We start from the raw sequence: 23,948 nt of genomic DNA on the forward strand, positions 1-23,948 counted from the left end.
AACGTTCGTTAGCGTGATTCCAGGAATTTTATGAGCAAGAGCACTGCTGAGATCCGTCAAGCGTTTCTCGACTTTTTTCATAGCAAGGGACATCAGGTTGTAGCCAGCAGCTCCCTCGTACCAAACAACGATCCGACGTTGCTGTTTACTAACGCCGGCATGGTGCAATTTAAAGACGTTTTCCTAGGTCAGGACAAGCGCGATTATTCGCGTGCCACCACGTCGCAGCGCTGCGTGCGTGCCGGCGGTAAGCACAATGACCTGGAAAACGTCGGCTACACCGCGCGTCACCACACCTTCTTTGAAATGCTGGGCAACTTCAGCTTTGGCGACTACTTCAAGAAAGAAGCCATTGCCTACGCCTGGGAACTGCTGACGGGCGAGCAGTGGTTTAAGCTGCCGAAAGAGCGTCTGTGGGTAACCGTATACGAAACCGATGACGAAGCCTTTGAAATCTGGGCCAATGATATCGGCGTACCGCGCGAACGTATTATCCGCATTGGCGATAATAAAGGCGGTGCTTACGCCTCTGACAACTTCTGGCAGATGGGTGACACCGGCCCTTGCGGTCCGTGCACCGAAATCTTCTACGATCACGGCGACCACATCTGGGGCGGCCCTCCGGGCAGTCCGGAAGAGGATGGCGATCGCTATATCGAAATCTGGAACATCGTGTTCATGCAGTTCAACCGTCAGGCCGACGGCACCATGCAGCCACTGCCGAAACCGTCGGTGGATACCGGTATGGGCCTTGAGCGTATCGCCGCGGTACTGCAGCATGTGAACTCCAACTATGAAATCGATCTGTTCGCGAAGTTGATTAACGCGGTGGCGCAGGTAACCGGCGCCACCGATCTGAACAACAAATCACTGCGCGTGATCGCCGACCACATCCGTTCATGCGCCTTCCTGATTGCCGATGGTGTCATCCCGTCGAATGAAAACCGTGGCTATGTGCTGCGTCGCATCATTCGTCGCGCGGTGCGTCATGGCAACATGCTGGGCGCGAAAGAAGCCTTCTTCTACAAACTGGTGGCTCCGCTGATCGAGGTGATGGGCGCAGCAGGTGAGGACCTCAAACGTCAGCAGAAGCACGTTGAGAACGCCCTGAAAAATGAAGAAGAGCAGTTTGCTAAAACGCTGGAGCGTGGCCTGGCACTGCTGGACGACGAGCTGGCGAAGCTAAAAGGCGACACCCTCGACGGCGAAACGGTTTTCCGTCTGTATGACACCTTCGGCTTCCCGGCGGACCTGACTGCTGACGTATGCCGTGAGCGCAATCTGAAGATTGACGAAGCGGGCTTTGAAGCGGCGATGGAGCAGCAGCGTCAGCGTGCGCGTGAAGCCAGCGGCTTCGGTACCGATTACAACACGGTTATCCGCTTTGATACGCCGACTCAATTCAAAGGTTACGACCACCTCTCGCTCGAGGCGACGGTGCAGGCGCTGTTTGTGGACGGCCAGCAGGTTGAGCAGGTGGCTGCAGGGCAGGATGCGGTGGTGATTCTGGATCAGACCCCGTTCTACGGTGAGTCTGGCGGCCAGGTGGGCGATACCGGCACCCTGACCGGGCAAAATGCTGAATTTAGCGTGCAGGATACGCAAAAATATGGCAAAGCCTTTGGTCATATCGGTAAGCTACGCCAGGGTCAGCTGCGGGTGGGCGATCGCCTGCAGGCGCAGGTCGATGAAGTGCGTCGTTCGCGCATCATCCTTAACCACTCAGCGACGCATCTGATGCACGAAGCGTTGCGCGAAGTGCTGGGCGATCACGTTGGCCAGAAAGGCTCGCTTAACAACGACAAGTATCTGCGTTTTGATTTCTCGCACGGCGAAGCCATGAAGCCGCAGCAGATTCGTGCGGTTGAGGATATCGTTAACGCCCAGATTCGCCGCAACCTGCCTATCACCACTAACGTGATGGACCTGGAAGAGGCGAAAGCGCTGGGCGCCACCGCGCTGTTCGGTGAAAAGTACGATCAGCGTGTGCGTGTGGTCAGCATGGGCGAGTACTCCATTGAGCTGTGCGGCGGTACGCACGCGGCCCGCACCGGTGACATCGGCCTGTTCCGCATTCAGGGCGAAGCCGGTACGGCGGCGGGTATTCGCCGTATCGAAGCGGTGACCGGTGAAGCCGCGATTGCACAACTGCATGCGCAGAGCGATCAGCTAACCGACATTGCTCAGGTGGTGAAAGCCAACCACAGTAATCTGAACGAGAAAGTGCGCGGACTGGTAGAAAACGTGCGTGCGCTGGAGAAAGAGCTGCAACAGCTACGCGATCAGCAAGCGGCGCAGGAAAGCGCTTCACTGAGTAGCAAAGCGGTTGAGGTGAAGGGCGCGAAACTGCTGGTAAGCGAACTCAGCAATGTCGAGCCAAAAATGCTGCGCACGATGGTGGACGATCTGAAAAATCAGCTTGGTTCTGCTGTCATCGTACTGGCAACCGTTGCAGAAGGTAAGGTGTCGCTGATTGCTGGCGTCACCAAAGATCTGACCGATCGGGTGAAGGCCGGTGAGCTGATTGGCGAACTGGCTGCGCAGGTCGGCGGTAAAGGCGGCGGGCGTCCGGACCTGGCGCAGGCTGGCGGAACCGACGCCCAGGCACTTTCTGGCGCGCTGGCTGGCGTGCCGGAGTGGGTGAGTAACCGGCTGTAACGAAATAAAATTAAGCATCGTGAAGAGCGCCAGGAACATCTGTTTCGGCGCTTTTTAACGCGGTGTGCACCAGGTAATGACAAAGTCCGGTTGATGTAGTGTATTTCGGCTAAACTAACTATCAGCAGAATGTATTGGCATGGCAGAACACAATGGTGTATTTGTCATAGGCATTGTTCAGCGTTATATGATGGATATGGCCGGGAGACCGAACAGGCCCGACTCTTTTAATCTTTCAAGGAGCAAAGAATGCTTATTCTAACTCGTCGAGTTGGTGAAACCCTCATGATTGGTGATGAGGTAACTGTAACGGTGCTGGGTGTTAAGGGTAACCAGGTCCGCATAGGCGTAAACGCGCCAAAAGAAGTGTCGGTTCACCGTGAAGAGATCTATCAGCGCATCCAGGCTGAAAAAACACAGATTACACCTCAATAACGTATTCAGTGCCTCGCTATGTGGCGAGGCGCTACCGCTTCTCTTCCTCCCGTCGTTGTTTTTTATCCGTTCACGCTCTCCTGTTTTTTCCGCGAATTATGTCGGCTGCCGCACGCTTTTACTGTTGATAAATCACTCTTTTTGTCGGCAAAATATGCGGATTGCACGTCATTTGCGCAATCAAACCTGAATCGGTAAAAAGTCGGGAAAAATTGTTTGACTTATAAGTCCGGGAAAGTAATATGTGCGCCACGCAGTGCCGATGAGCGGAAACAAAGTTCAAAAGCACGGTTCGCAAGAACGCGTAAGGTGAGGTGGCCGAGAGGCTGAAGGCGCTCCCCTGCTAAGGGAGTATGCGGTCAAAAGCTGCATCCGGGGTTCGAATCCCCGCCTCACCGCCATTTTCCGATGCATCCATAGCTCAGCTGGATAGAGTACTCGGCTACGAACCGAGCGGTCGGAGGTTCGAATCCTCCTGGATGCACCATCTTCGGATATGGTATTTACTTCAGAGTAGTAAGAGTGAACGAGTAGTTCCTTTCATGGTGAGTTGTTAGCACCCTGCGTTGTACAAGAATCATTTAATGCATCCATAGCTCAGCTGGATAGAGTACTCGGCTACGAACCGAGCGGTCGGAGGTTCGAATCCTCCTGGATGCACCATCAAATAAAAAGCAAACTGCCCTTGTGCGCTGTTCCGCTTGATTCCTGACCCGATTCAACATCCGCATTCCGAAAGATTTTCTCACGCGCCGTCTCCATCAAAAAATCACTGCATTTACCGCCATTTATCGCCGGTCGCGCGCTCTGACCTTATTCTGAAAACGAAAATTGCTAATGCTTTCAAAGCATTTGCGGTTAAGCCTGCCTGGCGACAACCTGAGCGCATTACGCTAAAGTAATGGCTCATTTTGTGGTGTTAATGGAGTCACAATGTACGACCACTATGACGCCCTGATTTTCGATATGGACGGCACCATTCTTGATACCGAGCCGACACATCGAAAAGCCTGGCAGCAGGTGCTGAGCCGCTATGGTTTCACCATGGACGAAGCAAAGATGGTGGCATTCAACGGGGCACCCACCTGGCAACTGGCCCGCTACATTCTGGAACAGAATCAGGCGCAGCACGATCCGCATCAGCTGGCGGCAGAGAAAACGGCGGCATTGAAAGCGATGCTGCTGGAAGACGTGCGTCCGCTGCCGCTGATGCAGGTGGTCAAAGCCTATCACGGTCGCCGTCCGATGGCGGTTGGCACCGGCAGCGAACACAGCTTAGCCAAAGCGCTGCTGGAAGCGCTCAACGTTTATCATCTGTTTGATGCGGTAGTCGGCGCGGACGATGTCCAGCGTCATAAGCCGCAGCCTGATACCTTCTTACGCTGTGCGGAGCTGATGGGGGTTGCGCCTGCGCGCTGCGTGGTATTCGAGGATGCTGACTTTGGCGTGCAGGCGGCTAAAGCGGCGGGCATGGATGTGGTTGATGTCCGTTTACTGTGAATGAATTTCTGACGTATGGATCGTTATTCGGCAGTAGCTTTCTGAGTGCAACGCTGCTTCCGGGCAGCTCAGAAGCGGTGCTGATTGCGTTATTGATCGCCCAGAAAGGGTCGATCTATGGATTGTTACTGGCTGCATCAGTGGGAAACACGCTGGGCGGCCTGACCAACATTCTTCTTGGTCGCCTGATGCCAGCAACAGGGCAGGGGCGATGGCACGACACAGCAATGACGTGGCTACAACGATGGGGACCCGCAGCGCTGCTGTTTAGCTGGCTGCCAGTGGTGGGCGATTTACTCTGCGTGCTCGCAGGGTGGTTGCGCTTCTCCTGGCTGCCCTGCGTGCTGTTTCTCGCCCTGGGTAAAACGCTGCGTTATATCGTTATCGCGACCGCCACTTTACAAGGTATGCAATGGTGGCATTGATTCGCACAGATTCGAGGCTACGGTTAACATTATGCTGAACAAAAATAAATTATTCACACAGCGGGAGGTTAATGTGATCCCGGACGTATCAAAAGCGCTCTCCTGGCTGGAAGCGCATCCCGACGCGTTAAAGGGTATCGGCCGTGGCATTGAACGTGAAACATTACGCGTCCAGCCCAATGGTCATCTGGCTACCACTGGCCACCCTGAGTCACTGGGTTCAGCGCTGAAGCACGATTGGATTACCACCGATTTTGCTGAAACGCTGCTGGAATTTATCACCCCGGTCGACCAAAACATCGATCGTTCTCTGGCGTTTCTGCGCGACATTCATCGTCACGTGGCGCGCGAACTGGGCGACGAGCGCATGTGGCCGTTCAGTATGCCGGGCTATGTTGAGGATGTGGACAACATTGAGCTGGCGCAGTACGGCAGCTCCAACATCGGCAAAATGAAAACCCTGTATCGTCAGGGGCTGAAGAACCGCTACAGCGCGCTGATGCAGATTATTTCCGGCGTGCACTACAACTTTTCGCTGCCGCTGTCGTTCTGGCAGGAGTGGGCTGATGTTAAAGATGCTGAAAGCGGCAAAGAGACCATTTCGGCGGGCTATCTGCGCCTGATTCGCAACTACTATCGCTACGGTTGGGTGATTCCTTACCTGTTTGGCGCCTCGCCAGCGATCTGCTCCTCGTTCCTGCAGGGGCGGGAAAGCAAGCTGCCGTTTGAAACCAACGGTGATGGCACCCTGTGGCTGCCGTACGCCACGTCGCTGCGCCTGAGCGACCTGGGCTACACCAATAAGTCCCAGAGCGGGTTGGGTATTACTTTCAACTCGCTGGAAGGGTATGTCGCTGCGCTGAAAGCGGCGATCAAAACGCCGTCTGCCGAATATGCGGCGATGGGCGTCAAAGATGCCGAAGGTAACTGGCTGCAGCTCAATACCAACGTGCTGCAGATTGAGAACGAACTGTACGCACCGATTCGTCCGAAACGTGTTACCCGTTCTGGTGAGGCGCCGTCTGATGCGCTGCTGCGCGGCGGCATTGAGTATATTGAAGTGCGTTCGCTGGACATCAACCCGTTCTCCGCCATCGGTGTGGATGCCGATCAGGCGCGTTTCCTCGACCTGTTCCTGATCTGGTGTACGCTGGCCGATGCGCCGGAAATGAACGCCGATGAGCTGCTGTGCAGCCGTAAGAACTGGAACCGCGTGGTGCTGGAAGGGCGCAAGCCGGGTCAGGTGATCGGCGTGGGCTGCAGTGATACGGAACATCTGCTGGTTGATGTCGGTAAAGCGCTGTTTGCCGATCTGCGCCGGGTGGCTGAAGTGCTGGATAGCAACGACGGCAGCACGCAATATCAACAGGTTTGCGATCAACTGGTAGCGTCGTTTGACGATCCTGAGCTAACCTATTCGGCGCGCATTCTGCAAGCCATTAAAGAGCAGGGTTTGACCGGAGCCGGCGTAGCGCTGGCCGAGCAGTATCGTCATCTGCTGTGCGAAGAGCCGCTGGAAATTCTCACCGAAGCCGATTTTAGCCGTCAGGCGCAGGAGTCGGTGCTGAAACAGCAGCAGCTGGAGCAGAGTGATACACTGGATTTTGCCAGCTATCTGGCAGGTCGCGAAGGCTAGAAAAGAAAATGGCCACATCACTGTGGCCTAAATTAACATCTCTGTTGTCAGGGATGATGATAACAAATGCGCGTCTTTCATATATTCAGACGTTGGGCGAACAGAAAAGTTTCATCGTTTTAAAAAAAATCTCAAAACAGGAGGTGACGTATGCCACTACTGGATAGTTTTACTGTTGATCACACCATCATGGGCGCGCCAGCGGTACGCGTGGCGAAGACCATGAACACTCCGCATGGCGATACCATCACCGTTTTCGATCTGCGTTTCTGCCGTCCGAACATCGACATCCTGACCGAACGCGGCATCCACACGCTGGAGCACCTGTTCGCGGGCTTCATGCGTAACCACCTCAACGGTGACGGCGTGGAAATCGTCGATATCTCACCGATGGGCTGCCGCACCGGCTTCTACATGAGCCTGATTGGTACGCCAGACGAGCAGCGCGTGGCAAAAGCGTGGAAAGGTGCGATGGAAGATGTGCTGAAGGTAAAAGATCAGAACCAGATTCCGGAACTGAACGAATACCAGTGCGGCAGCTACAAGCTGCACTCGCTGGACGAAGCGCAGCAGATTGCGCGCAACGTACTGGCGCACGACATTGGCGTTAACCGCAATGAAGATCTGAAGCTGCCGGCTGAAAAGCTGAAAGAGCTGCAACTCTAGTTCCCGCTTCAGCCATAAAAAACGCCGCGATTATCGCGGCGTTTTGTTTTTATCGTCTCAGGAACCGATGGACGTTTTCAGCGGCTGATGCGGCGTAATGCGCACCTGCTTCACCATGTTGTCCTGCACATCAAGAATATCAATGTCGTAATGGCCAACCTGTACTTGCGTGTCCATCTGCGGGATCTCTTCCAGCGCTTCCAGCAGCATACCGTTGATGGTGCGCGCTTCCTCTTCCGGCAACGTCCAGTTGAAGGCCTTATTGATTTCCCGCACGTTGGCGCTGCCTTCAATTAATACCGAACCGTCGTTTTGCGGCATCACTTCTTCGGCCAGTGACGGTGACATGGAGGTGGTAAAGTCGCCGACGATCTCTTCCAGAATATCTTCAATGGTAACCAGTCCTTTGATGTCGCCGTACTCATCGATCACCAGCCCCACTTTCTTCTTATTGCGCTGGAATTTTACCAGCTGCACGTTAAGAGGCGTACCTTCCGGCACGTAGTAGATTTCATCGGCAGCGCGCAGCAGTCGCTCTTTATTGAACTCTTTTTTCTCAGCCATCATGCGCCACGCTTCGCGCACGCGCAGCATGCCGACGCTATCGTCCAGTGAGTCGCGGAACAGCACAATACGGCCATGCGGTGAGTTGCTGAGCTGACGCTCGATGGACTTCCACTCATCGTTAATGTTGATGCCGACGATCTCATTGCGCGGCACCATGATGTCGTCAACGTTGACCTTCTCAAGGTCCAGCACCGACAGCAGCATATCCTGGTTGCGGCGCGACATCAGCGAGCGGGATTCATACACGATGGTGCGCAGCTCTTCTTTGCTGAGGGCGGAGTTAATCGACCCTTCGGTCTTAATGCCCACCATGCGCATCAGAATGCGGGTAATGGTATTGAGCAGCCACACCAGCGGCAGCATCACGTACTGCAGCGGCGCCAGCAGAAAACTGCTGGGGTACGCGACTTTTTCCGGATAGAGCGCCGCGACGGTTTTAGGCAGCACTTCGGCAAACACCAGCACCACGAAGGTCAGCACGCCAGTGGCGATGGCCACGCCGGCATCGCCGTACAGGCGCATACCGACAATGGTGCCGAGCGCCGAGGCGAGAATATTCACGAGGTTGTTGCCGATCAGCACCAGGCTAATCAGACGGTCGGGGCGACGCAGCAGTTTCTCAACGCGACGCGCGCTGCGGTTGCCGCTTTTGGCTTTGTGGCGCAGTTTGTAGCGGTTGAGCGTCATCATGCCGGTCTCGGAACCCGAGAAGTAGGCCGAGACCAGCACCATAATGATCAGCGTGATAATGAGCGTGGTGGTTGAAACATGTTCCAACGCAAAAATTCCTTTAGTGAGAGGTGAGCAGGTGCTGCAGAACGCGGCTGCCGAAATAGGCCATGGTCAGCAGCAGCGCACCGCCGCAGTTGAACCACACCACACGGCGACCGCGCCAGCCTTCATGATAGTGGCCCCACAGCAGCACGATGTAGACAAACCAGGCGATAATCGACAGCACCGCTTTATCAATGTTTTCCGGGCTGAACAGGTTATTCATAAAGAACAGGCCGGTGCACAACACCAGCGTCAGCAATACCACGCCAATCTGCGTGATATGGAACATCTTACGCTCAATGCTGAGCAGCGGCGGCATATCCTGGGTGAACGTCAGCTTTTTGTTCTTTAACTGATAGTCGATCCACGCCAGCTGCAGCGCATACAGGGCCGCGATGATCAGCGTGGCATAGGCAAACAGCGACAGACCGATGTGCACCATCATGCCAGGCGTGGTCTCAAGATGGGTGATAAAGGCGTTTGGCACAAAGGTGGCGAAGGCCAGATTGATCAGCGCAAAACTGTAAACAATCGGCAGCAGCAGCCAGCCGCGATTGCGCGACGCGACGATAGTCATGATGGCGCAGATGAGCAAACTGACCAGCGAACCAATATTCAGCAGGCTAAGGTTTTGTCCATTATCGACGGCAAATATGCGTTGCTGCAGCGCTACCGCATGGGCAATCAGCGCCACGCAGGCGGATAACACGGCAAAACGCCGCCAGCCGCTGTTGCGTTTCAGCAGGCTCGGAATGATCAATGCAAGACTGAGAGAGTAGGCGAACAGCGCCACGATCGCGAAAACGAACATAGATCCTTTCGGGTGTCGGTCAGATAAGGAAAAAAGCAGTATAGCGCCAGCGGCAGCAGGCTCCAAACGATCTCACGGTCAATTGCAGAGATCGGCCTGGCTTCGTGTTATAATCCGCCGCATTGTGTCGCCCTGGCGGCCTCGCTACGCTATTAAGTGAGAGAGCATGTTTGATAATTTAACCGATCGTTTGTCGCAAACCCTGCGCAATATCAGTGGCCGCGGAAGGCTGACCGAAGACAACATCAAAGATACGCTGCGCGAAGTGCGTATGGCGCTGCTGGAGGCCGACGTTGCGCTGCCGGTAGTGCGCGATTTCATCAACCGCGTGAAAGAAGCCGCGGTAGGTCAGGATGTAAACAAAAGCCTGACGCCGGGTCAGGAGTTTATCAAAATCGTGCGCAACGAACTGGTTGCGGCGATGGGGGCCGAAAATAACGCGCTGAACCTTAATGCTCAGCCGCCGGCCGTGGTGCTGATGGCGGGCCTGCAGGGTGCCGGTAAAACCACCAGCGTCGGTAAGCTTGGTAAATTCCTGCGCGAAAAGCACAAGAAAAAGGTGCTGGTGGTGTCTGCGGACGTCTACCGCCCGGCGGCGATCAAACAGCTGGAAACCCTGGCGCAGCAGGTCGGTGTGGATTTCTGTCCGTCCGACCTCAGCCAGAAGCCGGTGGATATCGTTAACAACGCGCTGAAAGAAGCCCGACTGCAGTTCTACGATGTGCTGCTGGTGGATACCGCCGGCCGTCTGCACGTTGACGAAGCGATGATGGATGAGATCAAACAGGTGCACGCCGCGATCAATCCGGTTGAAACGCTGTTTGTTGTCGATGCCATGACCGGTCAGGATGCCGCCAATACCGCGAAAGCGTTCAACGAAGCGCTGCCGCTCACCGGTGTGATCCTGACCAAGGTCGACGGCGATGCGCGCGGCGGTGCGGCGCTGTCGATTCGTCACATCACTGGCAAGCCAATCAAATTCATGGGGATGGGCGAGAAGACCGATGCGCTGGAAGCGTTCTATCCGGACCGTATTGCATCGCGCATTCTCGGCATGGGCGACGTGCTGTCGCTGATTGAAGATATCGAGAGCAAAGTTGACCGCGAGCAGGCGGAAAAGCTGGCGAAGAAGCTGAAAACCGGCGACGGCTTTGATCTCAACGACTTCCTGGAGCAGCTTAAGCAGATGCGCAACATGGGCGGCATGGCCAGCCTGATGGGCAAACTGCCGGGCATGGGCCAGCTGCCGGATAACGTTAAATCGCAGATGGATGACAAAGTGCTGGTGCGCATGGAAGCCATCATCAATTCGATGACGCGCAAAGAGCGTGAGAAGCCCGAGATCATCAAAGGTTCGCGCAAGCGCCGTATCGCTACCGGTTCCGGTATGCAGGTGCAGGACGTCAACCGGCTGCTGAAGCAGTTTGATGATATGCAGCGCATGATGAAGAAAATGAAGAAGGGTGGCATGGCCAAAATGATGCGTGGCATGAAAGGCATGATGCCGCCAGGATTCCCCGGCCGCTAAGGCGACACAGCCCGAACCAGAAAAGTGAGACACTCAGGTTGCTTTTTGCGCCAAAATGAGTAAAATTTTCGGGCTTTTTATATTGCACCCGGGCCCCGTTCCTCGATGGGGCCCGGTTGTTTTATTAACTAAAGAGGATGTTATGGTAACCATTCGTTTGGCACGTCACGGCGCTAAAAAGCGTCCGTTCTATCAGGTCGTCGTCACTGACAGCCGCAATGCTCGCAACGGTCGTTTCATCGAGCGCGTAGGTTTCTTCAACCCGATCGCTTCTGGTCAGGCTGAAGGTCTGCGTCTGGATCTGGACCGTATTGAGCACTGGGTTGGCCAGGGCGCAACGCTTTCTGATCGCGTTAACGCGCTGATCAAAGAAGCAAAAAAAGCAGCTTAATCTGTCACGGTGGTGAGCATGAGCAGTAAACCTGCCGCACAGCCTCCCGTTAACCCAATCATTCTGGGCAAAATGGGTGCCGCTTACGGAATTCGGGGTTGGCTCAAAGTGTTTTCCTCCACTGAAGACGCTGAAAGCATCTTCGACTATCAACCCTGGTTTATCCAGCGCGCCGGTCAATGGCAGCAGGTCGAGCTTGAGGGTTGGAAGCACCACAATCAGGACCTGATCATCAAAGTCAAAGGCATTGACGATCGGGACGCTGCGGCACAGTTGACCAATTGCGAAATTACGGTTGACTCCACGCAGCTGCCGGCGCTGGAAGAGGGCGATTACTACTGGAAAGACCTGATGGGTTGCAAAGTGGTAAACCTCGACGGCTACGAGATGGGCAAAGTCATTGATTTGATGGAGACCGGCTCGAACGACGTTCTCGTCGTAAAGGCAAACCTGAAAGATGCATTCGGTGTACAGGAGCGGTTAATACCGTTTCTTGATGAACAGGTTATCAAGAAAGTCGATCTCGCTACTGGCACCATTGAAGTAGACTGGGATCCTGGTTTTTGATCTCCGGACAATCCGGTAACGTAACGGCGAACGCGATGTGGATTGGTGTTATTAGCCTGTTTCCTGAGATGTTTCGCGCTATTACCGAGTACGGGGTAACTGGCCGGGCAGTAAAAAATGGCCTGCTCAACATAGAGAGCTGGAGTCCACGTGACTTCACGCACGACCGGCACCGTACCGTGGACGATCGTCCTTACGGCGGCGGACCGGGTATGTTGATGATGGTGCAACCCTTACGGGATGCTATCCACGCAGCGAAAGCGGCGGCGGGAGAAGGCGCTAAGGTGATTTATCTTTCACCTCAGGGTCGCAAACTTGACCAGCAAGGCGTTTGCGAACTGGCGACCAGCCAGAAGTTAATTCTGGTTTGCGGTCGTTATGAAGGGATAGATGAGCGTGTGATTCACACTGAGATTGATGAAGAATGGTCAATCGGTGATTACGTGCTCAGTGGCGGTGAGCTGCCAGCGATGACGTTAATTGACTCGGTCGCCCGGTTTATTCCTGGCGTGCTGGGGAAACAGGCGTCAGCCGATGAGGATTCGTTCTCGGAAGGTTTGCTGGATTGCCCGCACTATACCCGACCTGAAGTGTTAGAGGGGATGGAGGTTCCGCCAGTTCTGCTGTCGGGCAACCATGCCGATATTCGCCGCTGGCGCCTGAAACAGTCGCTGGGCCGTACCTGGCTAAGAAGACCTGAACTTCTGGAAAACCTGGCTCTGACTGAAGAGCAAGCAAGGTTGCTAAGTGAGTTCCAGCGGGAACATCAGCAGCAACAAAACGATGAGGTGGAAGAGTAATCTTCCCTGACTATCAGTTTACCCAGGATAAGAGATTTAATTATGAGCAACATTATCAAGCAACTTGAACAAGAGCAGATGAAACAGGACGTACCTTCCTTCCGTCCGGGTGATTCCGTGGAAGTGAAAGTATGGGTCGTTGAAGGTTCTAAGAAACGTCTGCAGGCATTCGAGGGCGTGGTTATCGCTATTCGTAACCGCGGTCTGCACTCTGCATTCACTGTTCGCAAGATTTCTAACGGCGAAGGCGTTGAGCGTGTCTTCCAGACTCACTCTCCGGTAATTGACAGCATTACTGTCAAACGTCGTGGTGCTGTGCGTAAAGCCAAACTGTACTACCTGCGTGAGCGTACCGGTAAGTCAGCTCGTATCAAAGAGCGTCTTGGCGCGTAAGCGACATCCTAAAGTTAATAGCAAACAAGGGGTTGGCCATAAGGCCAGCCCCTTTTTTTATGGGCGTCTGAGGTGATAGATCGCCGTGTTGACCGGACCGCTCTCCAGCACAATCAACCCGTAGCGGTAATCCACAAACGAGAAGCCGCTGCGCAGGGCCACGGCGCGGCTGGCGTGATTCTCTTCTGCAGCAAGAATCTCCAGCACAGTTATGTGTGGCTGGGCGAACGCCAGATTCACCAGCTGTGCCACCGCCCGGCGGGCAACGCCCTGTTGCTGCGCCTCGCTGCGAACCCAGTAGCCCAGCGCGCTGAACTCGCCGGGCTGGCGCGCATAACGTAAGCCAGCACCGCCCAGCAATCGATCGTTGCCATCGACAATCGCGAGCTCTTCAGCTTCACCCTTTTGACGCTGCAGATGGGTGAAATTGATCCAGCTCACGGCTTCATCGACGCTGTAATCTGTGTGTGCCCATACCATCCACGGCAGCAGGCTGTTCAGAGACTGATTAACGGCACGCGTAAATGCTTCGGCATCCTGCAGAGTAAAGGGACGCAGGGCGACTTCAGGGATGGACATAGAGCGATCCTGAATTAATCAAATGGATAACAGCATGTTAGCGATATCGTAAGGAAAAAACATCTGGCCTGGTCAGATGGGTGTAATTATAACTTTACATTTGTGTTTGATGGATCTTACAGGCTCTCATGTTGTTAAATACATGATTTATATATTTTAAATTACTTTTATTTTGTGGTATAAAAGGTAGTGGTAATAAAAGTGTACATGTTTGGATTGCATGATTTACATGCTGTGGTAAAGTAAGCGTCATCCTCAGTGAGGATCGTAAAACCGCTTAACGAGTGAAAAAGGATCGCCATCATGCAAAAAGACGCGCTGAACAATGTGCATATCGCCGACGAACAGATTTTAATCACGCCACAGGAACTGAAAGCGAAGTTCCCGCTGACCGCGGCGCAGGAAGCGCAAATTGCCGCTTCCCGCCAGACCATCGCGGATATCATCGCGGGTCGCGATCCGCGTCTGCTGGTGGTGTGCGGTCCCTGCTCGATCCACGATACCGAAGCCGCACTGGATTACGCTCGTCAGTTACAAACACTCTCTGCACAGTTGAAGGATCAGCTGTATATCGTTATGCGCGTCTATTTTGAAAAACCCCGTACCACCGTCGGCTGGAAAGGGTTAATCAACGATCCTTACATGAACAACTCGTTTGATATGGAAGCCGGCCTGCACATTGCGCGTCAGCTGCTGGTCAATCTTGTGGAGATGGGCCTGCCGCTGGCCACCGAAGCGCTCGACCCCAATAGCCCGCAATACCTCGGCGATCTGTTTAGCTGGTCGGCGATTGGGGCGCGTACCACCGAATCGCAGACGCACCGTGAAATGGCGTCTGGCCTGTCGATGCCGGTGGGTTTCAAAAACGGCACCGATGGCAGCCTCGGCACCGCAATCAACGCCATGCGCGCCGCCGCGATGCCGCACCGCTTTGTCGGCATTAACCAGGCCGGTCAGGTGTGCCTGCTGCAAACCCAGGGCAACCCGGACGGTCACGTGATTCTGCGCGGCGGCAAAGCGCCAAACTACGGCCCGGAAGATGTCGCGCAGTGCGAAAAAGAGATGCTGAAAGCGGGACTGCGTCCGGCCTTAATGATAGATTGCAGCCATGGCAATTCTAACAAAGACTATCGCCGTCAGCCTGGCGTAGCCGAATCGGCTATCGCGCAGATTAAAGATGGAAACCGCTCCATCATTGGCCTGATGCTGGAAAGTAATATTCACGAAGGCAACCAGTCTTCTGAGCAACCGCGTAGCGAGATGAAGTACGGGGTTTCCGTCACTGATGCCTGCATCAACTGGGAAACCACTGAAACTTTGCTGCGTGAAATCCATCGGGATCTGCAGGGAGTGCTGTCGGCGCGTCTGTCACACGAGGTGTAATGAGTCATGGTGGCTGAACTGACCGCGCTGCGCGATCAAATTGATGAAGTAGATAAAGCCCTGCTGGGGCTGCTGGCGAAACGACTGGCGCTGGTGGCCGAAGTCGGCGAAGTCAAAAGCCGCTACGGTTTACCGATTTATGTGCCTGAGCGCGAGGCCAGTATGCTGGCGTCGCGTCGTCAGGAAGCGGAAGCGCTCGGCGTGTCGCCGGACCTGATCGAAGATGTACTGCGTCGTCTGATGCGTGAATCCTATGCGCATGAAAATGACAAAGGCTTCAAAACGCTGTGTCCTGAACTGCGTCCGGTGGTGATTGTCGGTGGCGGCGGTCAGATGGGACGTCTGTTCGAGAAGATGCTGACGCTCTCCGGTTATCAGGTGCGTATTCTCGATAAAGATGACTGGCCGCGCGCGGATGAATTGTTGCACGATGCGGGCATGGTGATCATCAGTGTGCCGATCCACCTGACCGAACAGATCATTGCCGATCTGCCAGCGCTGCCTGATGACTGCATTCTGGTGGATCTGGCGTCGGTAAAGAATCGTCCGCTGCAGGCGATGCTGGCGGCGCACAGCGGTCCGGTACTGGGACTGCATCCGATGTTCGGTCCGGACAGCGGCAGCCTGGCGAAGCAGGTGGTGGTATGGTGCGATGGCCGTCAGCCGGAAGCCTATCAGTGGTTCCTGGAGCAGATTCAGGTGTGGGGTGCGCGCTTACACCGCATCAGTGCGGTTGAGCATGATCAGAATATGGCGTTCATTCAGGCGCTACGTCACTTCGCCACGTTTGCTTACGGTTTGCATCTGGCGGAAGAGAACGTCAATCTGGATCAACTGCTGGCGCTGTCCTCGCCTATCTATCGTCTCGAACTGGCGATGGTGGGGCGGCTGTTTGCGCAGGACCCGCAGTTGTACGCCGACATTATCATGTCGTCGGAAAGTAATCTGGCGCTGATTAAACGCTACTATCAGCGTTTTGGTGAAGCCATCACGCTGCTGGAGCAGGGCGATAAACAGGCGTTCATCAACAGCTTTGAGCGTGTGGAACACTGGTTTGGCGACTACGCGAAACGCTTCCTCGTCGAGAGCCGCAGTATGCTGCGCTCCGCCAACGACAGTCGCCAGTAATGATTAAGGCATCCGCGAGGATGCCTTTTTGATTTACAGACGCGGTTCTACCGGTACCACGTTCTCACCGGGATAACAGCCCAGCACCTTCAGTGAACGCGTGAGCGCGCGCAGTTCTTCCAGCGCCTGCTGCATGTTCTCCGACTGCAGATTGCCCTGCACATCAATGTAAAACATCTCTTCCCATGGGTTACCGTTGATTGGCCGGTTTTCCAGCTTGCTCATGATCAGATTGTGATTACGCAACACCAGCAGTGCTTCAACCAGCGCGCCGGCCTGCTGGCCCGTCGCCATAATCAGTGTGGTTTTGGCCGGCACCTGGCTGGAGACTTCAATCGGTTTACGCGCGAGCACAATGAAGCGGGTATGGTTCTGCTGCTGATTCGCCAGGTTGCGCTCCAGCACCTGCAGATCATACAGCTCACCGCCGGCTTCACTGCCCAGCGCGGCCACGTGCGGCGAGTTCATCGCGGCTACTTTCTCCATCGCCGCCGCCGTGCTTTCGGTGTATTCGATTTTCCACTGCGGGAAGCGGTTGATGAACTGGCTGCACTGCTGGAACGGCTGCGGATGGCTATACACGGTTTCAATCTGCTGCAAATCGGTATTACCGCTAACCAGCACGCAGTGTTCGATAGGAATGGTCAGCTCGCCGACGATCGACAGCGACGTTTGCTGCAGCAGATCGTACACGTCATTGATCGAGCCGGAGCTGGTGTTCTCAATCGGCATCACCGCATAATCCGCCTGACCGCCTTCAACCTGCTGAATGATGTCGTGGAATTTCAGACACCCCATTTCCACCATCGAATCGAAGTGGCGCGTGGCGTATTTACGGGCGGCAAGGTGCGAGTAGGAGCCTTTTGGGCCGAGGAAGGCGATGCGCGGCGCGTGCGCATGTGGATGATTCAGGTTTTTCTGCAGCAGCGCCTGCTGGGTCAGCACCGAATCCTCAATCACTAACTGAAACAGGCGCGTGATGTAGTGCGCATCCAGCTGATGTTTTTTACCCAGCGCGATGAGATTTTCCAGCAGGGCGCGTTCGCGCTCGACGTCACGAATCGGGCGATGGGTGGCCAGCTTGGCCTGCGCTACCTCAACGGCCAGCGCGCGCCGTTCAGCCAGCAGCGTTAACAGCCTGGCATCGACGGCGCTGATCTTATCGCGTAACGCCAGCAGCGGATTCTCGGGATTCATAGGGCTCACCTGTAAAATGTCCAATAAAAAAGCCTCCCGGTTGGGAGGCTTTGTTGTTCGTCTTCGCATTCATTTTCACACGACGAATCGCCTCCCAATCAGGGGAAGGTAAAAAAGAATGCGAAGAAGAACGGCAGCAGTTTCATGATCAATTCCGGCAATAAAGTGGACTGAGAGTAACCGCACAGCTTAAAAGCTGTCAATAAAAAACGCGCCCGCAGGCGCGTTGCTGAATAGCGATAAATTACCCGGCAGGGGTGAAATCTTTAACACTGCTGGTGGCGCGCCGTGCTTCAGGCTTGTGCTGTGCTTTATTTAGCTGGCGCTCCAGCTTGGCGATCAGGTCATTGATGGCCGTATACATATCATCGTGTTTCGCGCTGGCGACCAGCGTGCCGTTTGGTGTGTTAATGGTGGCATCTGCCACAAATTCTTTCGGCTCTTTCGATAACACAATGTGCGGATTTATCAGGTGGGTTTGCCATTTTTCCAGCTTGGCGAGACGGTCTTCGACATGGTTGCGGATAGCCGCAGTGATTTCCATTTGTTTGCTGGTAATGTTCAGAATCATAGTTAAACCTCTCTGTCATTTCCGTCTGGGTAGGACCAGCATACCGCGCAAATCAGGAAAATGTGTGATCTAGATCACATTGGAATGTCACTTTTTGTCAATGCCAGCGAATTGTGAGAAAGGCCGGGAAAAGGGCGAAAAAAGCTTGATGCACAGCGGGGATAGGGGCAAGATTGATGAGTTAACCGTAGCGGAAAAACCCGTTACAAACGGTTTTCTGACCAAAAAAAAGCAGCCACAGCGGCTGCTTTTTTAATGGCACGAAAATCAGGACGCGCTGTTCGCCGCAATGATTTTCGCGACTTTGTCGGCTTCCGTCGTCAGCTGCAGCTGGCGATAGGCATTTTCCATCAGCGGCAGCGCGTCACGCGTGGCCTGGGTGTCCGGATAATCGCGCATCATACCTTCAACCCGATTAACAACGGCGACATAGGCACCGCGCTTGGTATAGAATTGCGCCACGGAGAGCTCATACTTCGCCAGGCGATCTTTCAGGAACGTCAGACGTTTCTGCGCATCTGCCGCGTACTGGCTGTTCGGATAGCCGCGCAGTAGCTGAGAGAAGTCACGGAATGCATCACGCGCATGGGTAGGATCGCGGTCGGAACGATCGATCCCGAAGAAGCCCTGCAGCGCGGAATCATCCAGTGCCATGTCCGTCAGGCCCTTCATATAGATCACGTAATCAATGTTAGGGTGCGTCGGGTTCAGGCGCATAAAGCGGGAAATGGCGGCTTGCGCCAGTGGCAGATCGGCATTTTTGTAGTACGCGTAGATCAAATCCAGCTGCACTTGCTGCGAGTAAGGACCAAACGGATAACGGTTATCCAGCGCTTCCAGTTGCTTAATCGCCGCTTTAAAGTTACCGTCCTGCAGCTTTTGCTGCGCTGTGGCGTAAATTTCAGACGGCGGGCTGTCCGGGACCGGGTCCGATGAGCCGGAACAGCCCACCAGTGCCAGGCTCAGGCTCAGTGTGGCAGCAGCCACCAGATGTTTCATACGCGTCATGACGAAATGATTATCCTCAAAGTGTTATGGCGGAAGCTGTCCGTATAGCTCCCGGTAATGACCAGTACGATAGCACATTATATTAAACGGCATCGCCGTGAAAACCCAACGTTAACGAAGAAGCTGTATATGGCACAACAAGTTCAACTCACCGCAACGGTGTCCGAAGCACAGCTTGGACAACGCTTAGATCAGACTTTGGCGGAATTGTTCCCTGATTATTCACGTTCCCGCATAAAAGAGTGGATCCTTGAGCGTCGGGTCAGCGTCAACGGCACCATCATCGATAAACCGAAAGAGAAAGTACTCGGCGGTGAGCGGGTGGCGATTGATGCCGAGATCGAAGAGGAGCAGCGCTGGGAAGCGCAAAATATTCCGCTGGATATCGTTTATGAAGATGACCACATCCTGGTGATCAACAAACCGCGCGACTTAGTGGTCCACCCTGGCGCCGGTAATCCGGACGGCACGGTACTGAATGCGCTGCTTTATCACTATCCGGCGATTGCCGACGTGCCGCGCGCCGGCATCGTGCACCGTCTGGATAAAGACACTACCGGACTGATGGTAGTGGCCAAAACGGTACCGGCGCAGACGCATCTGGTTGAAACGCTGCAGTTGCGTGAGATCACCCGCGAATACGAAGCGGTGGCGATTGGCACCATGACCGCCGGCGGGACGGTGAACGAGCCGATGGCGCGTCACTCTACCAAGCGTACTCACATGGCGGTCCATCCAATGGGTAAACCGGCCACCACGCACTATCGCATCATGGAGCATTTCCGCGCTCATACGCGTTTACGCTTGCGCCTGGAAACCGGCCGTACTCACCAGATTCGCGTGCACATGGCGCACATTAACCATCCGCTGGTGGGCGATCCGCTGTACGGTGGTCGTCCGCGTCCGCCAAAGGGCGCTTCTGAGGCTTTCATCAGTACGCTGCGCGGTTTTGACCGCCAGGCGCTGCACGCCACCATGCTGCGTCTTTATCATCCGATCACCGGGATTGAGATGGAGTGGCACGCGCCACTGCCGCAGGACATGGTTGATCTGATTGATGCACTGAAAGCCGATACCGACGAGTTCCGCGATCAGCTGGACTGGCTATGAGTGACTGGATCGTGCCGCAGTGGCCGGCGCCGGCGCGCGTGCAGGCTTATTCGACCACGCGGCACGGCGGCGTTAGCGCGGCGCCATGGGATTCCCTCAACCTCGGCGCGCACGTCGGGGACGAGGCGGATTGCGTGATACACAATCGTCAGCGCGTGGTCGAGCAGCTGGCGCTACCGGCAATGCCGCAGTGGCTGGAGCAGGTACACGGCCAGACGGTGGCGCGTCTGCCGGCGGCTGCGTCCCTGCCGCGAGCCGATGCGGCGATAACGCGGGAAAGCGGCGTGGTGTGTGCAGTGATGACCGCCGACTGCCTGCCGGTGCTGTTTTGCAGCCATGATGGCAGCGAAGTTGCCGCGGCACATGCCGGCTGGCGCGGGTTGTGTTATGGGGTGCTGGAGCAGACGCTGGCACAGTTTCATTGCCCGGCGAGCGAGATTCATGCCTGGCTCGGTCCGGCGATTGGTCCAAAGGCATTTGAAGTGGGGGCCGAGGTGCGCAGTGCGTTCCTGGCGCAGGATGCCGCTGCCGATGCGGCTTTTCGCCCGGCCGGCGAGAAATATTTTGCCGATATCTGGCTGCTGGCAACCCAGCGTCTGCAGGCCGCTGGCGTGCGATCTGTCACGGCTGATGCGCGCTGCACCTATCAGGAAAGCGCCGATTTTTTCTCCTTCCGACGCGACGGAATCACCGGGCGTATGGCAACTTTGATTTGGCTGAGATAACCTTACGCCGCAAGACGATCCAGTAAGCGTATTTTTTGCTCACAACTCAGGTCATTAACCTTGAAAATTTGAGGGATGACCTCATTTAATCTCCAGTAGCATTTTGACCTGTAATGGGAGGAATCATGCGTCTGGATCGTCTTACCAACAAATTCCAGTTGGCCCTGGCCGATGCACAGTCCCTTGCTCTGGGACACGATAATCAATTCATCGAACCCCTGCACCTGATGAGCGCGCTGCTCAACCAGGAGGGTGGATCGGTACGTCCGCTGCTCAGTGCGGCGGGGGCGGATGTCGCTAACCTGCGTACCAGCATCGAACAAGCCATCAATCGTTTGCCACAGGTCGAAGGGACCGACGGCGACGTTCAGCCATCAGCGGATTTGGTCCGGGTACTGAATCTGTGCGACAAGCTGGCGCAAAAGCGCGGCGACAACTTTATTTCATCTGAATTATTTGTTCTGGCGGCCCTCGAATCGCGCGGCTCGCTGGCGGACTTACTGAAGTCTGCCGGTGCCACGGCGGACAAACTCGCTAAGGCCATCGAGCAACTGCGGGGAGGGGAAAACGTGAACGATCAGGGGGCTGAAGATCAGCGCCAGGCTTTGAAAAAATACACCATCGATCTGACGGAGCGCGCTGAGCTCGGCAAGTTAGATCCGGTTATCGGGCGTGACGAAGAGATTCGCCGCACCATTCAGGTATTGCAGCGCCGTACCAAAAACAACCCGGTGCTTATCGGTGAACCGGGCGTCGGTAAAACCGCCATCGTTGAAGGGCTGGCGCAGCGCATCATTAATGGCGAAGTGCCGGAAGGGCTGAAAGGCCGGCGCGTACTGGCGCTGGATATGGGCGCGCTGGTGGCCGGCGCGAAATATCGCGGCGAGTTTGAAGAGCGCCTGAAAGGCGTACTGAATGACCTTGCGAAGCAGGAAGGCAACGTCATTCTGTTTATCGATGAGCTGCATACCATGGTCGGCGCCGGTAAAGCCGACGGCGCGATGGATGCCGGCAACATGCTGAAGCCGGCGCTGGCGCGCGGTGAACTGCACTGCGTGGGTGCCACCACGCTGGATGAATATCGCCAGTACATCGAGAAAGATGCCGCGCTGGAGCGCCGTTTCCAGAAAGTGTTCGTCGCTGAACCGAGCGTGGAAGACACCATTGCCATTCTGCGTGGCCTGAAAGAGCGTTATGAGCTGCATCACCATGTGCAAATTACCGATCCGGCGATTGTCGCTGCGGCAACGTTGTCGCACCGCTATATTGCCGATCGCCAGTTGCCGGATAAAGCCATCGACCTGATTGATGAAGCGGCGTCGAGTATTCGTTTGCAGATTGACTCCAAGCCGGAACCGCTCGATCGTCTCGAACGGCGCATCATCCAGCTCAAACTGGAGCAGCAGGCGCTGAAGAAAGAATCGGATGACGCCAGCGTTAAGCGTCTGGAGATGCTGGAAAGCGAGCTGGATCAGAAAGAGCGCGAATATGCTGAGCTCGAAGAAGAGTGGAAAGCGGAAAAAGCCTCGCTGACCGGCACGCAAAACATCAAAGCCGAGCTGGAGCAGGCGCGTCTGGCTATGGAGCAGGCTCGGCGTGTGGGTGACCTTGGCCAGATGTCGGAACTGCAGTACGGCAAAATTCCGGAGCTGGAAAAACAGCTGGCAAGCGCCACGCAGGCTGAAGGTAAAACCATGAAGCTGTTACGCAACCGCGTAACGGATGTCGAGATCGCCGATGTGCTGGCGCGCTGGACCGGTATTCCGGTGGCCCGCATGATGGAAGGCGAGCGCGATAAACTGTTGCGGATGGAGCAGGAGCTGCATGCCCGGGTTATCGGCCAGGACGAAGCGGTTGAAGCAGTATCGAACGCCATTCGCCGTAGCCGCGCCGGTTTGTCTGACCCGAACCGGCCAATCGGATCGTTCCTGTTCCTTGGACCGACCGGTGTCGGTAAAACCGAGCTGTGTAAGGCGCTGGCTAATTTCCTGTTCGATAGCGACGACGCGATGGTGCGTATCGATATGTCGGAATTCATGGAGAAACATTCGGTGTCGCGTCTGGTCGGGGCACCTCCTGGCTACGTCGGTTATGAAGAGGGCGGTTACCTGACAGAGGCGGTGCGTCGTCGCCCTTACTCGGTGATTTTGCTGGATGAGGTGGAAAAAGCGCATCCGGATGTGTTCAACATTCTGCTGCAGGTGCTGGACGATGGGCGTCTGACCGATGGTCAGGGGCGCACCGTGGACTTCCGCAATACCGTGGTGATCATGACATCTAACCTCGGTTCGGATCTGATTCAGGAACGTTTCGGCGCGCTTGATTACGCGGAAATGAAAGATGTGGTGATGACGGTCGTCGGACACCATTTCCGTCCGGAGTTTATCAACCGTATTGATGAGGTGGTGGTATTCCATCCGCTGGGTGAAAAACATATTGCCTCGATTGCGCAGATTCAGCTGCAGCGGCTGTATCAGCGTCTGGAAGAGCGCGGTTATCAGCTGCACATTTCCGACGCGGCGCTGAAACTGCTGGGCGAAAATGGTTACGATCCGGTTTATGGCGCGCGGCCATTGAAACGGGCTATTCAGCAGCAGATTGAAAACCCGCTGGCGCAGAAGATTTTGTCTGGCGCGCTGGTTCCGGGAAAAACCATCGAAATGGATGTGCAGGACGATGCCATCGTCGCACATCAATAACGCAAGGTGACAAAAACGGGCCTCAGGGCCCGTTTTTTTATGCTGTTTCGCAAGAATCAGCTGGTTTTTGCAACGTGTTGCCTGGAAAGTGAGCGGTCGCGCAAAAACTGCAAATTAGCGCTTGTCAGGCGAAACGAAGTCCCTATAATGCGCCACCACTGAGACGGCAAAGCGGCAACGCAGACGGCTCAGCAGGGCGTGAAGCGATTCACCCCGCCGGAGAAAAACGCTGAAAAAAGTGTTTGACTCTGAAGGAGGAAAGCGTAATATACGCCACCTCGCGACAGCAGGCCGAACGCCGCGTCGCACCGCTCTTTAACAATTTATCAGACAATCTGTGTGGGCACTCGCAGGATTGATATCAGCGTCTCCGGACGTAAAAAAATATCAAGTCTTT

General features: G+C 55.2%; 23 protein-coding genes, 3 tRNA genes and 1 other annotated feature. Of the genes, 19 read left to right on the forward strand and 7 right to left on the reverse strand.

The features are described 5' to 3' along the window. The first annotated feature begins 30 nt into the window (after positions 1-30). The 9 genes from alaS (at position 31) to luxS (ending at position 7,320) form a co-directional block, all read left to right on the forward strand. Complete coding sequence (gene alaS, locus ERD80_RS11490) at positions 31-2,658, forward strand: alanine--tRNA ligase (protein WP_021507332.1); 2,628 nt, start codon at positions 31-33, stop codon at positions 2,656-2,658. Between the two features lie 249 nt (positions 2,659-2,907). Beyond that, on the forward strand, positions 2,908-3,093 hold the full coding sequence (csrA, locus tag ERD80_RS11495; protein ID WP_058759760.1) for a carbon storage regulator CsrA: 186 nt from the start codon (positions 2,908-2,910) through the stop codon (positions 3,091-3,093). Positions 3,094-3,401: 308 nt separating this feature from the next. Further along, positions 3,402-3,494 (forward strand) — tRNA-Ser (locus ERD80_RS11500). A gap of 9 nt (positions 3,495-3,503) precedes the next feature. Continuing rightward, positions 3,504-3,580, forward strand: a tRNA-Arg gene (locus ERD80_RS11505). A 99-nt stretch (positions 3,581-3,679) separates the two neighbouring features. Beyond that, positions 3,680-3,756 (forward strand) — tRNA-Arg (locus ERD80_RS11510). Between the two features lie 270 nt (positions 3,757-4,026). Beyond that, entirely contained in the window at positions 4,027-4,593 is a 567-nt protein-coding gene (yqaB, locus tag ERD80_RS11515) for a fructose-1-phosphate/6-phosphogluconate phosphatase (protein WP_058771641.1), read from the forward strand. Next, a complete protein-coding gene (locus ERD80_RS11520) occupies positions 4,590-5,018 on the forward strand; it encodes a YqaA family protein (RefSeq protein ID WP_136546979.1) in 429 nt (142 codons plus the stop codon). The genes yqaB and ERD80_RS11520 overlap by 4 nt, the downstream gene beginning before the upstream one ends. Positions 5,019-5,049: 31 nt before the next feature. After that, positions 5,050-6,654 (forward strand): glutamate--cysteine ligase, encoded by a 1,605-nt coding sequence (gene gshA / locus ERD80_RS11525; RefSeq protein WP_136546980.1) that lies wholly within the window; start codon positions 5,050-5,052, stop codon positions 6,652-6,654. A 150-nt stretch (positions 6,655-6,804) separates the two neighbouring features. Next, positions 6,805-7,320, forward strand: coding sequence for an S-ribosylhomocysteine lyase (gene luxS / locus ERD80_RS11530; RefSeq protein ID WP_010617126.1), 516 nt, complete (start codon positions 6,805-6,807; stop codon positions 7,318-7,320). A gap of 57 nt (positions 7,321-7,377) precedes the next feature. Here luxS and ERD80_RS11535 read toward each other — a convergent pair whose 3' ends face one another. Both ERD80_RS11535 and ERD80_RS11540 read right to left on the reverse strand, forming a co-directional pair. After that, positions 7,378-8,664, reverse strand: coding sequence for an HlyC/CorC family transporter (locus ERD80_RS11535; protein ID WP_127834476.1), 1,287 nt, complete (start codon positions 8,662-8,664; stop codon positions 7,378-7,380). Positions 8,665-8,677: 13 nt separating this feature from the next. Further along, positions 8,678-9,472: an inner membrane protein YpjD gene (locus ERD80_RS11540; protein WP_010617128.1), complete on the reverse strand. Its 795-nt coding sequence runs from the start codon at positions 9,470-9,472 to the stop codon at positions 8,678-8,680. A gap of 166 nt (positions 9,473-9,638) precedes the next feature. On the opposite strand from ERD80_RS11540, the gene ffh reads away from it, so the two are divergent. The 5 genes from ffh (at position 9,639) to rplS (ending at position 13,151) form a co-directional block, all read left to right on the forward strand. Then, positions 9,639-11,000, forward strand: a complete 1,362-nt coding sequence (ffh, locus tag ERD80_RS11545; RefSeq protein WP_021507327.1) for a signal recognition particle protein — start codon at positions 9,639-9,641, stop codon at positions 10,998-11,000. A 142-nt stretch (positions 11,001-11,142) separates the two neighbouring features. Next, positions 11,143-11,391, forward strand: a complete 249-nt coding sequence (gene rpsP / locus ERD80_RS11550) for a 30S ribosomal protein S16 (protein WP_007893313.1) — start codon at positions 11,143-11,145, stop codon at positions 11,389-11,391. Positions 11,392-11,409: 18 nt separating this feature from the next. Beyond that, the gene (gene rimM, locus ERD80_RS11555) at positions 11,410-11,958 is read left to right on the forward strand and encodes a ribosome maturation factor RimM (RefSeq protein WP_021507326.1); all 549 of its coding nucleotides are present in this window, start codon (positions 11,410-11,412) and stop codon (positions 11,956-11,958) included. Positions 11,959-11,993: 35 nt separating this feature from the next. Then, positions 11,994-12,758, forward strand: coding sequence for a tRNA (guanosine(37)-N1)-methyltransferase TrmD (gene trmD, locus ERD80_RS11560; RefSeq protein ID WP_021507325.1), 765 nt, complete (start codon positions 11,994-11,996; stop codon positions 12,756-12,758). A 42-nt stretch (positions 12,759-12,800) separates the two neighbouring features. Further along, a complete protein-coding gene (rplS, locus tag ERD80_RS11565; RefSeq protein ID WP_021507324.1) occupies positions 12,801-13,151 on the forward strand; it encodes a 50S ribosomal protein L19 in 351 nt (116 codons plus the stop codon). 57 nt (positions 13,152-13,208) lie between these two features. Here rplS and ERD80_RS11570 read toward each other — a convergent pair whose 3' ends face one another. Then, complete coding sequence (locus tag ERD80_RS11570; RefSeq protein ID WP_136546982.1) at positions 13,209-13,730, reverse strand: GNAT family N-acetyltransferase; 522 nt, start codon at positions 13,728-13,730, stop codon at positions 13,209-13,211. 303 nt (positions 13,731-14,033) lie between these two features. Here ERD80_RS11570 and ERD80_RS11575 point away from each other — a divergent pair, with 303 nt between their 5' ends. Next, a complete protein-coding gene (locus ERD80_RS11575) occupies positions 14,034-15,113 on the forward strand; it encodes a 3-deoxy-7-phosphoheptulonate synthase (RefSeq protein ID WP_021507322.1) in 1,080 nt (359 codons plus the stop codon). Between the two features lie 6 nt (positions 15,114-15,119). Then, a complete protein-coding gene (gene tyrA / locus ERD80_RS11580; protein WP_021507321.1) occupies positions 15,120-16,241 on the forward strand; it encodes a bifunctional chorismate mutase/prephenate dehydrogenase in 1,122 nt (373 codons plus the stop codon). Between the two features lie 33 nt (positions 16,242-16,274). On the opposite strand, the gene pheA is transcribed toward tyrA, so the two are convergent. The 4 genes from pheA to bamD all read right to left on the reverse strand — a co-directional run bounded on the left by pheA (position 16,275) and on the right by bamD (position 19,017). Then, complete coding sequence (gene pheA / locus ERD80_RS11585) at positions 16,275-17,438, reverse strand: bifunctional chorismate mutase/prephenate dehydratase (RefSeq protein ID WP_136546984.1); 1,164 nt, start codon at positions 17,436-17,438, stop codon at positions 16,275-16,277. 22 nt (positions 17,439-17,460) lie between these two features. Further along, positions 17,461-17,585: a sequence feature (Phe leader region), on the reverse strand. After that, positions 17,537-17,584, reverse strand: coding sequence for a pheA operon leader peptide PheL (gene pheL, locus ERD80_RS22660; RefSeq protein WP_121497579.1), 48 nt, complete (start codon positions 17,582-17,584; stop codon positions 17,537-17,539). It overlaps the preceding feature by 48 nt. Positions 17,586-17,682: 97 nt before the next feature. Further along, positions 17,683-18,009 (reverse strand): ribosome-associated translation inhibitor RaiA, encoded by a 327-nt coding sequence (gene raiA, locus ERD80_RS11590; RefSeq protein ID WP_021507319.1) that lies wholly within the window; start codon positions 18,007-18,009, stop codon positions 17,683-17,685. A 267-nt stretch (positions 18,010-18,276) separates the two neighbouring features. Then, positions 18,277-19,017 carry an outer membrane protein assembly factor BamD gene (gene bamD, locus ERD80_RS11595; protein ID WP_058759616.1) on the reverse strand — a complete coding sequence of 247 codons (741 nt, stop codon included), beginning with the start codon at positions 19,015-19,017 and terminating at the stop codon, positions 18,277-18,279. Between the two features lie 129 nt (positions 19,018-19,146). Here bamD and rluD point away from each other — a divergent pair, with 129 nt between their 5' ends. From rluD to clpB, 3 genes are all read left to right on the forward strand, one after another. Next, on the forward strand, positions 19,147-20,127 hold the full coding sequence (gene rluD, locus ERD80_RS11600; protein WP_132467020.1) for a 23S rRNA pseudouridine(1911/1915/1917) synthase RluD: 981 nt from the start codon (positions 19,147-19,149) through the stop codon (positions 20,125-20,127). After that, positions 20,124-20,852 carry a purine nucleoside phosphorylase YfiH gene (gene yfiH, locus ERD80_RS11605; RefSeq protein WP_136546986.1) on the forward strand — a complete coding sequence of 243 codons (729 nt, stop codon included), beginning with the start codon at positions 20,124-20,126 and terminating at the stop codon, positions 20,850-20,852. The genes rluD and yfiH overlap by 4 nt, the downstream gene beginning before the upstream one ends. A 125-nt stretch (positions 20,853-20,977) precedes the next feature. Then, on the forward strand, positions 20,978-23,551 hold the full coding sequence (clpB, locus tag ERD80_RS11610) for an ATP-dependent chaperone ClpB (RefSeq protein WP_021507314.1): 2,574 nt from the start codon (positions 20,978-20,980) through the stop codon (positions 23,549-23,551). Positions 23,552-23,948 lie beyond the last annotated feature (397 nt).

Origin of the sequence: Pantoea sp. R102 (genome assembly GCF_004916815.1) — a bacterium.
GTDB lineage: Bacteria > Pseudomonadota > Gammaproteobacteria > Enterobacterales > Enterobacteriaceae > Pantoea > Pantoea dispersa.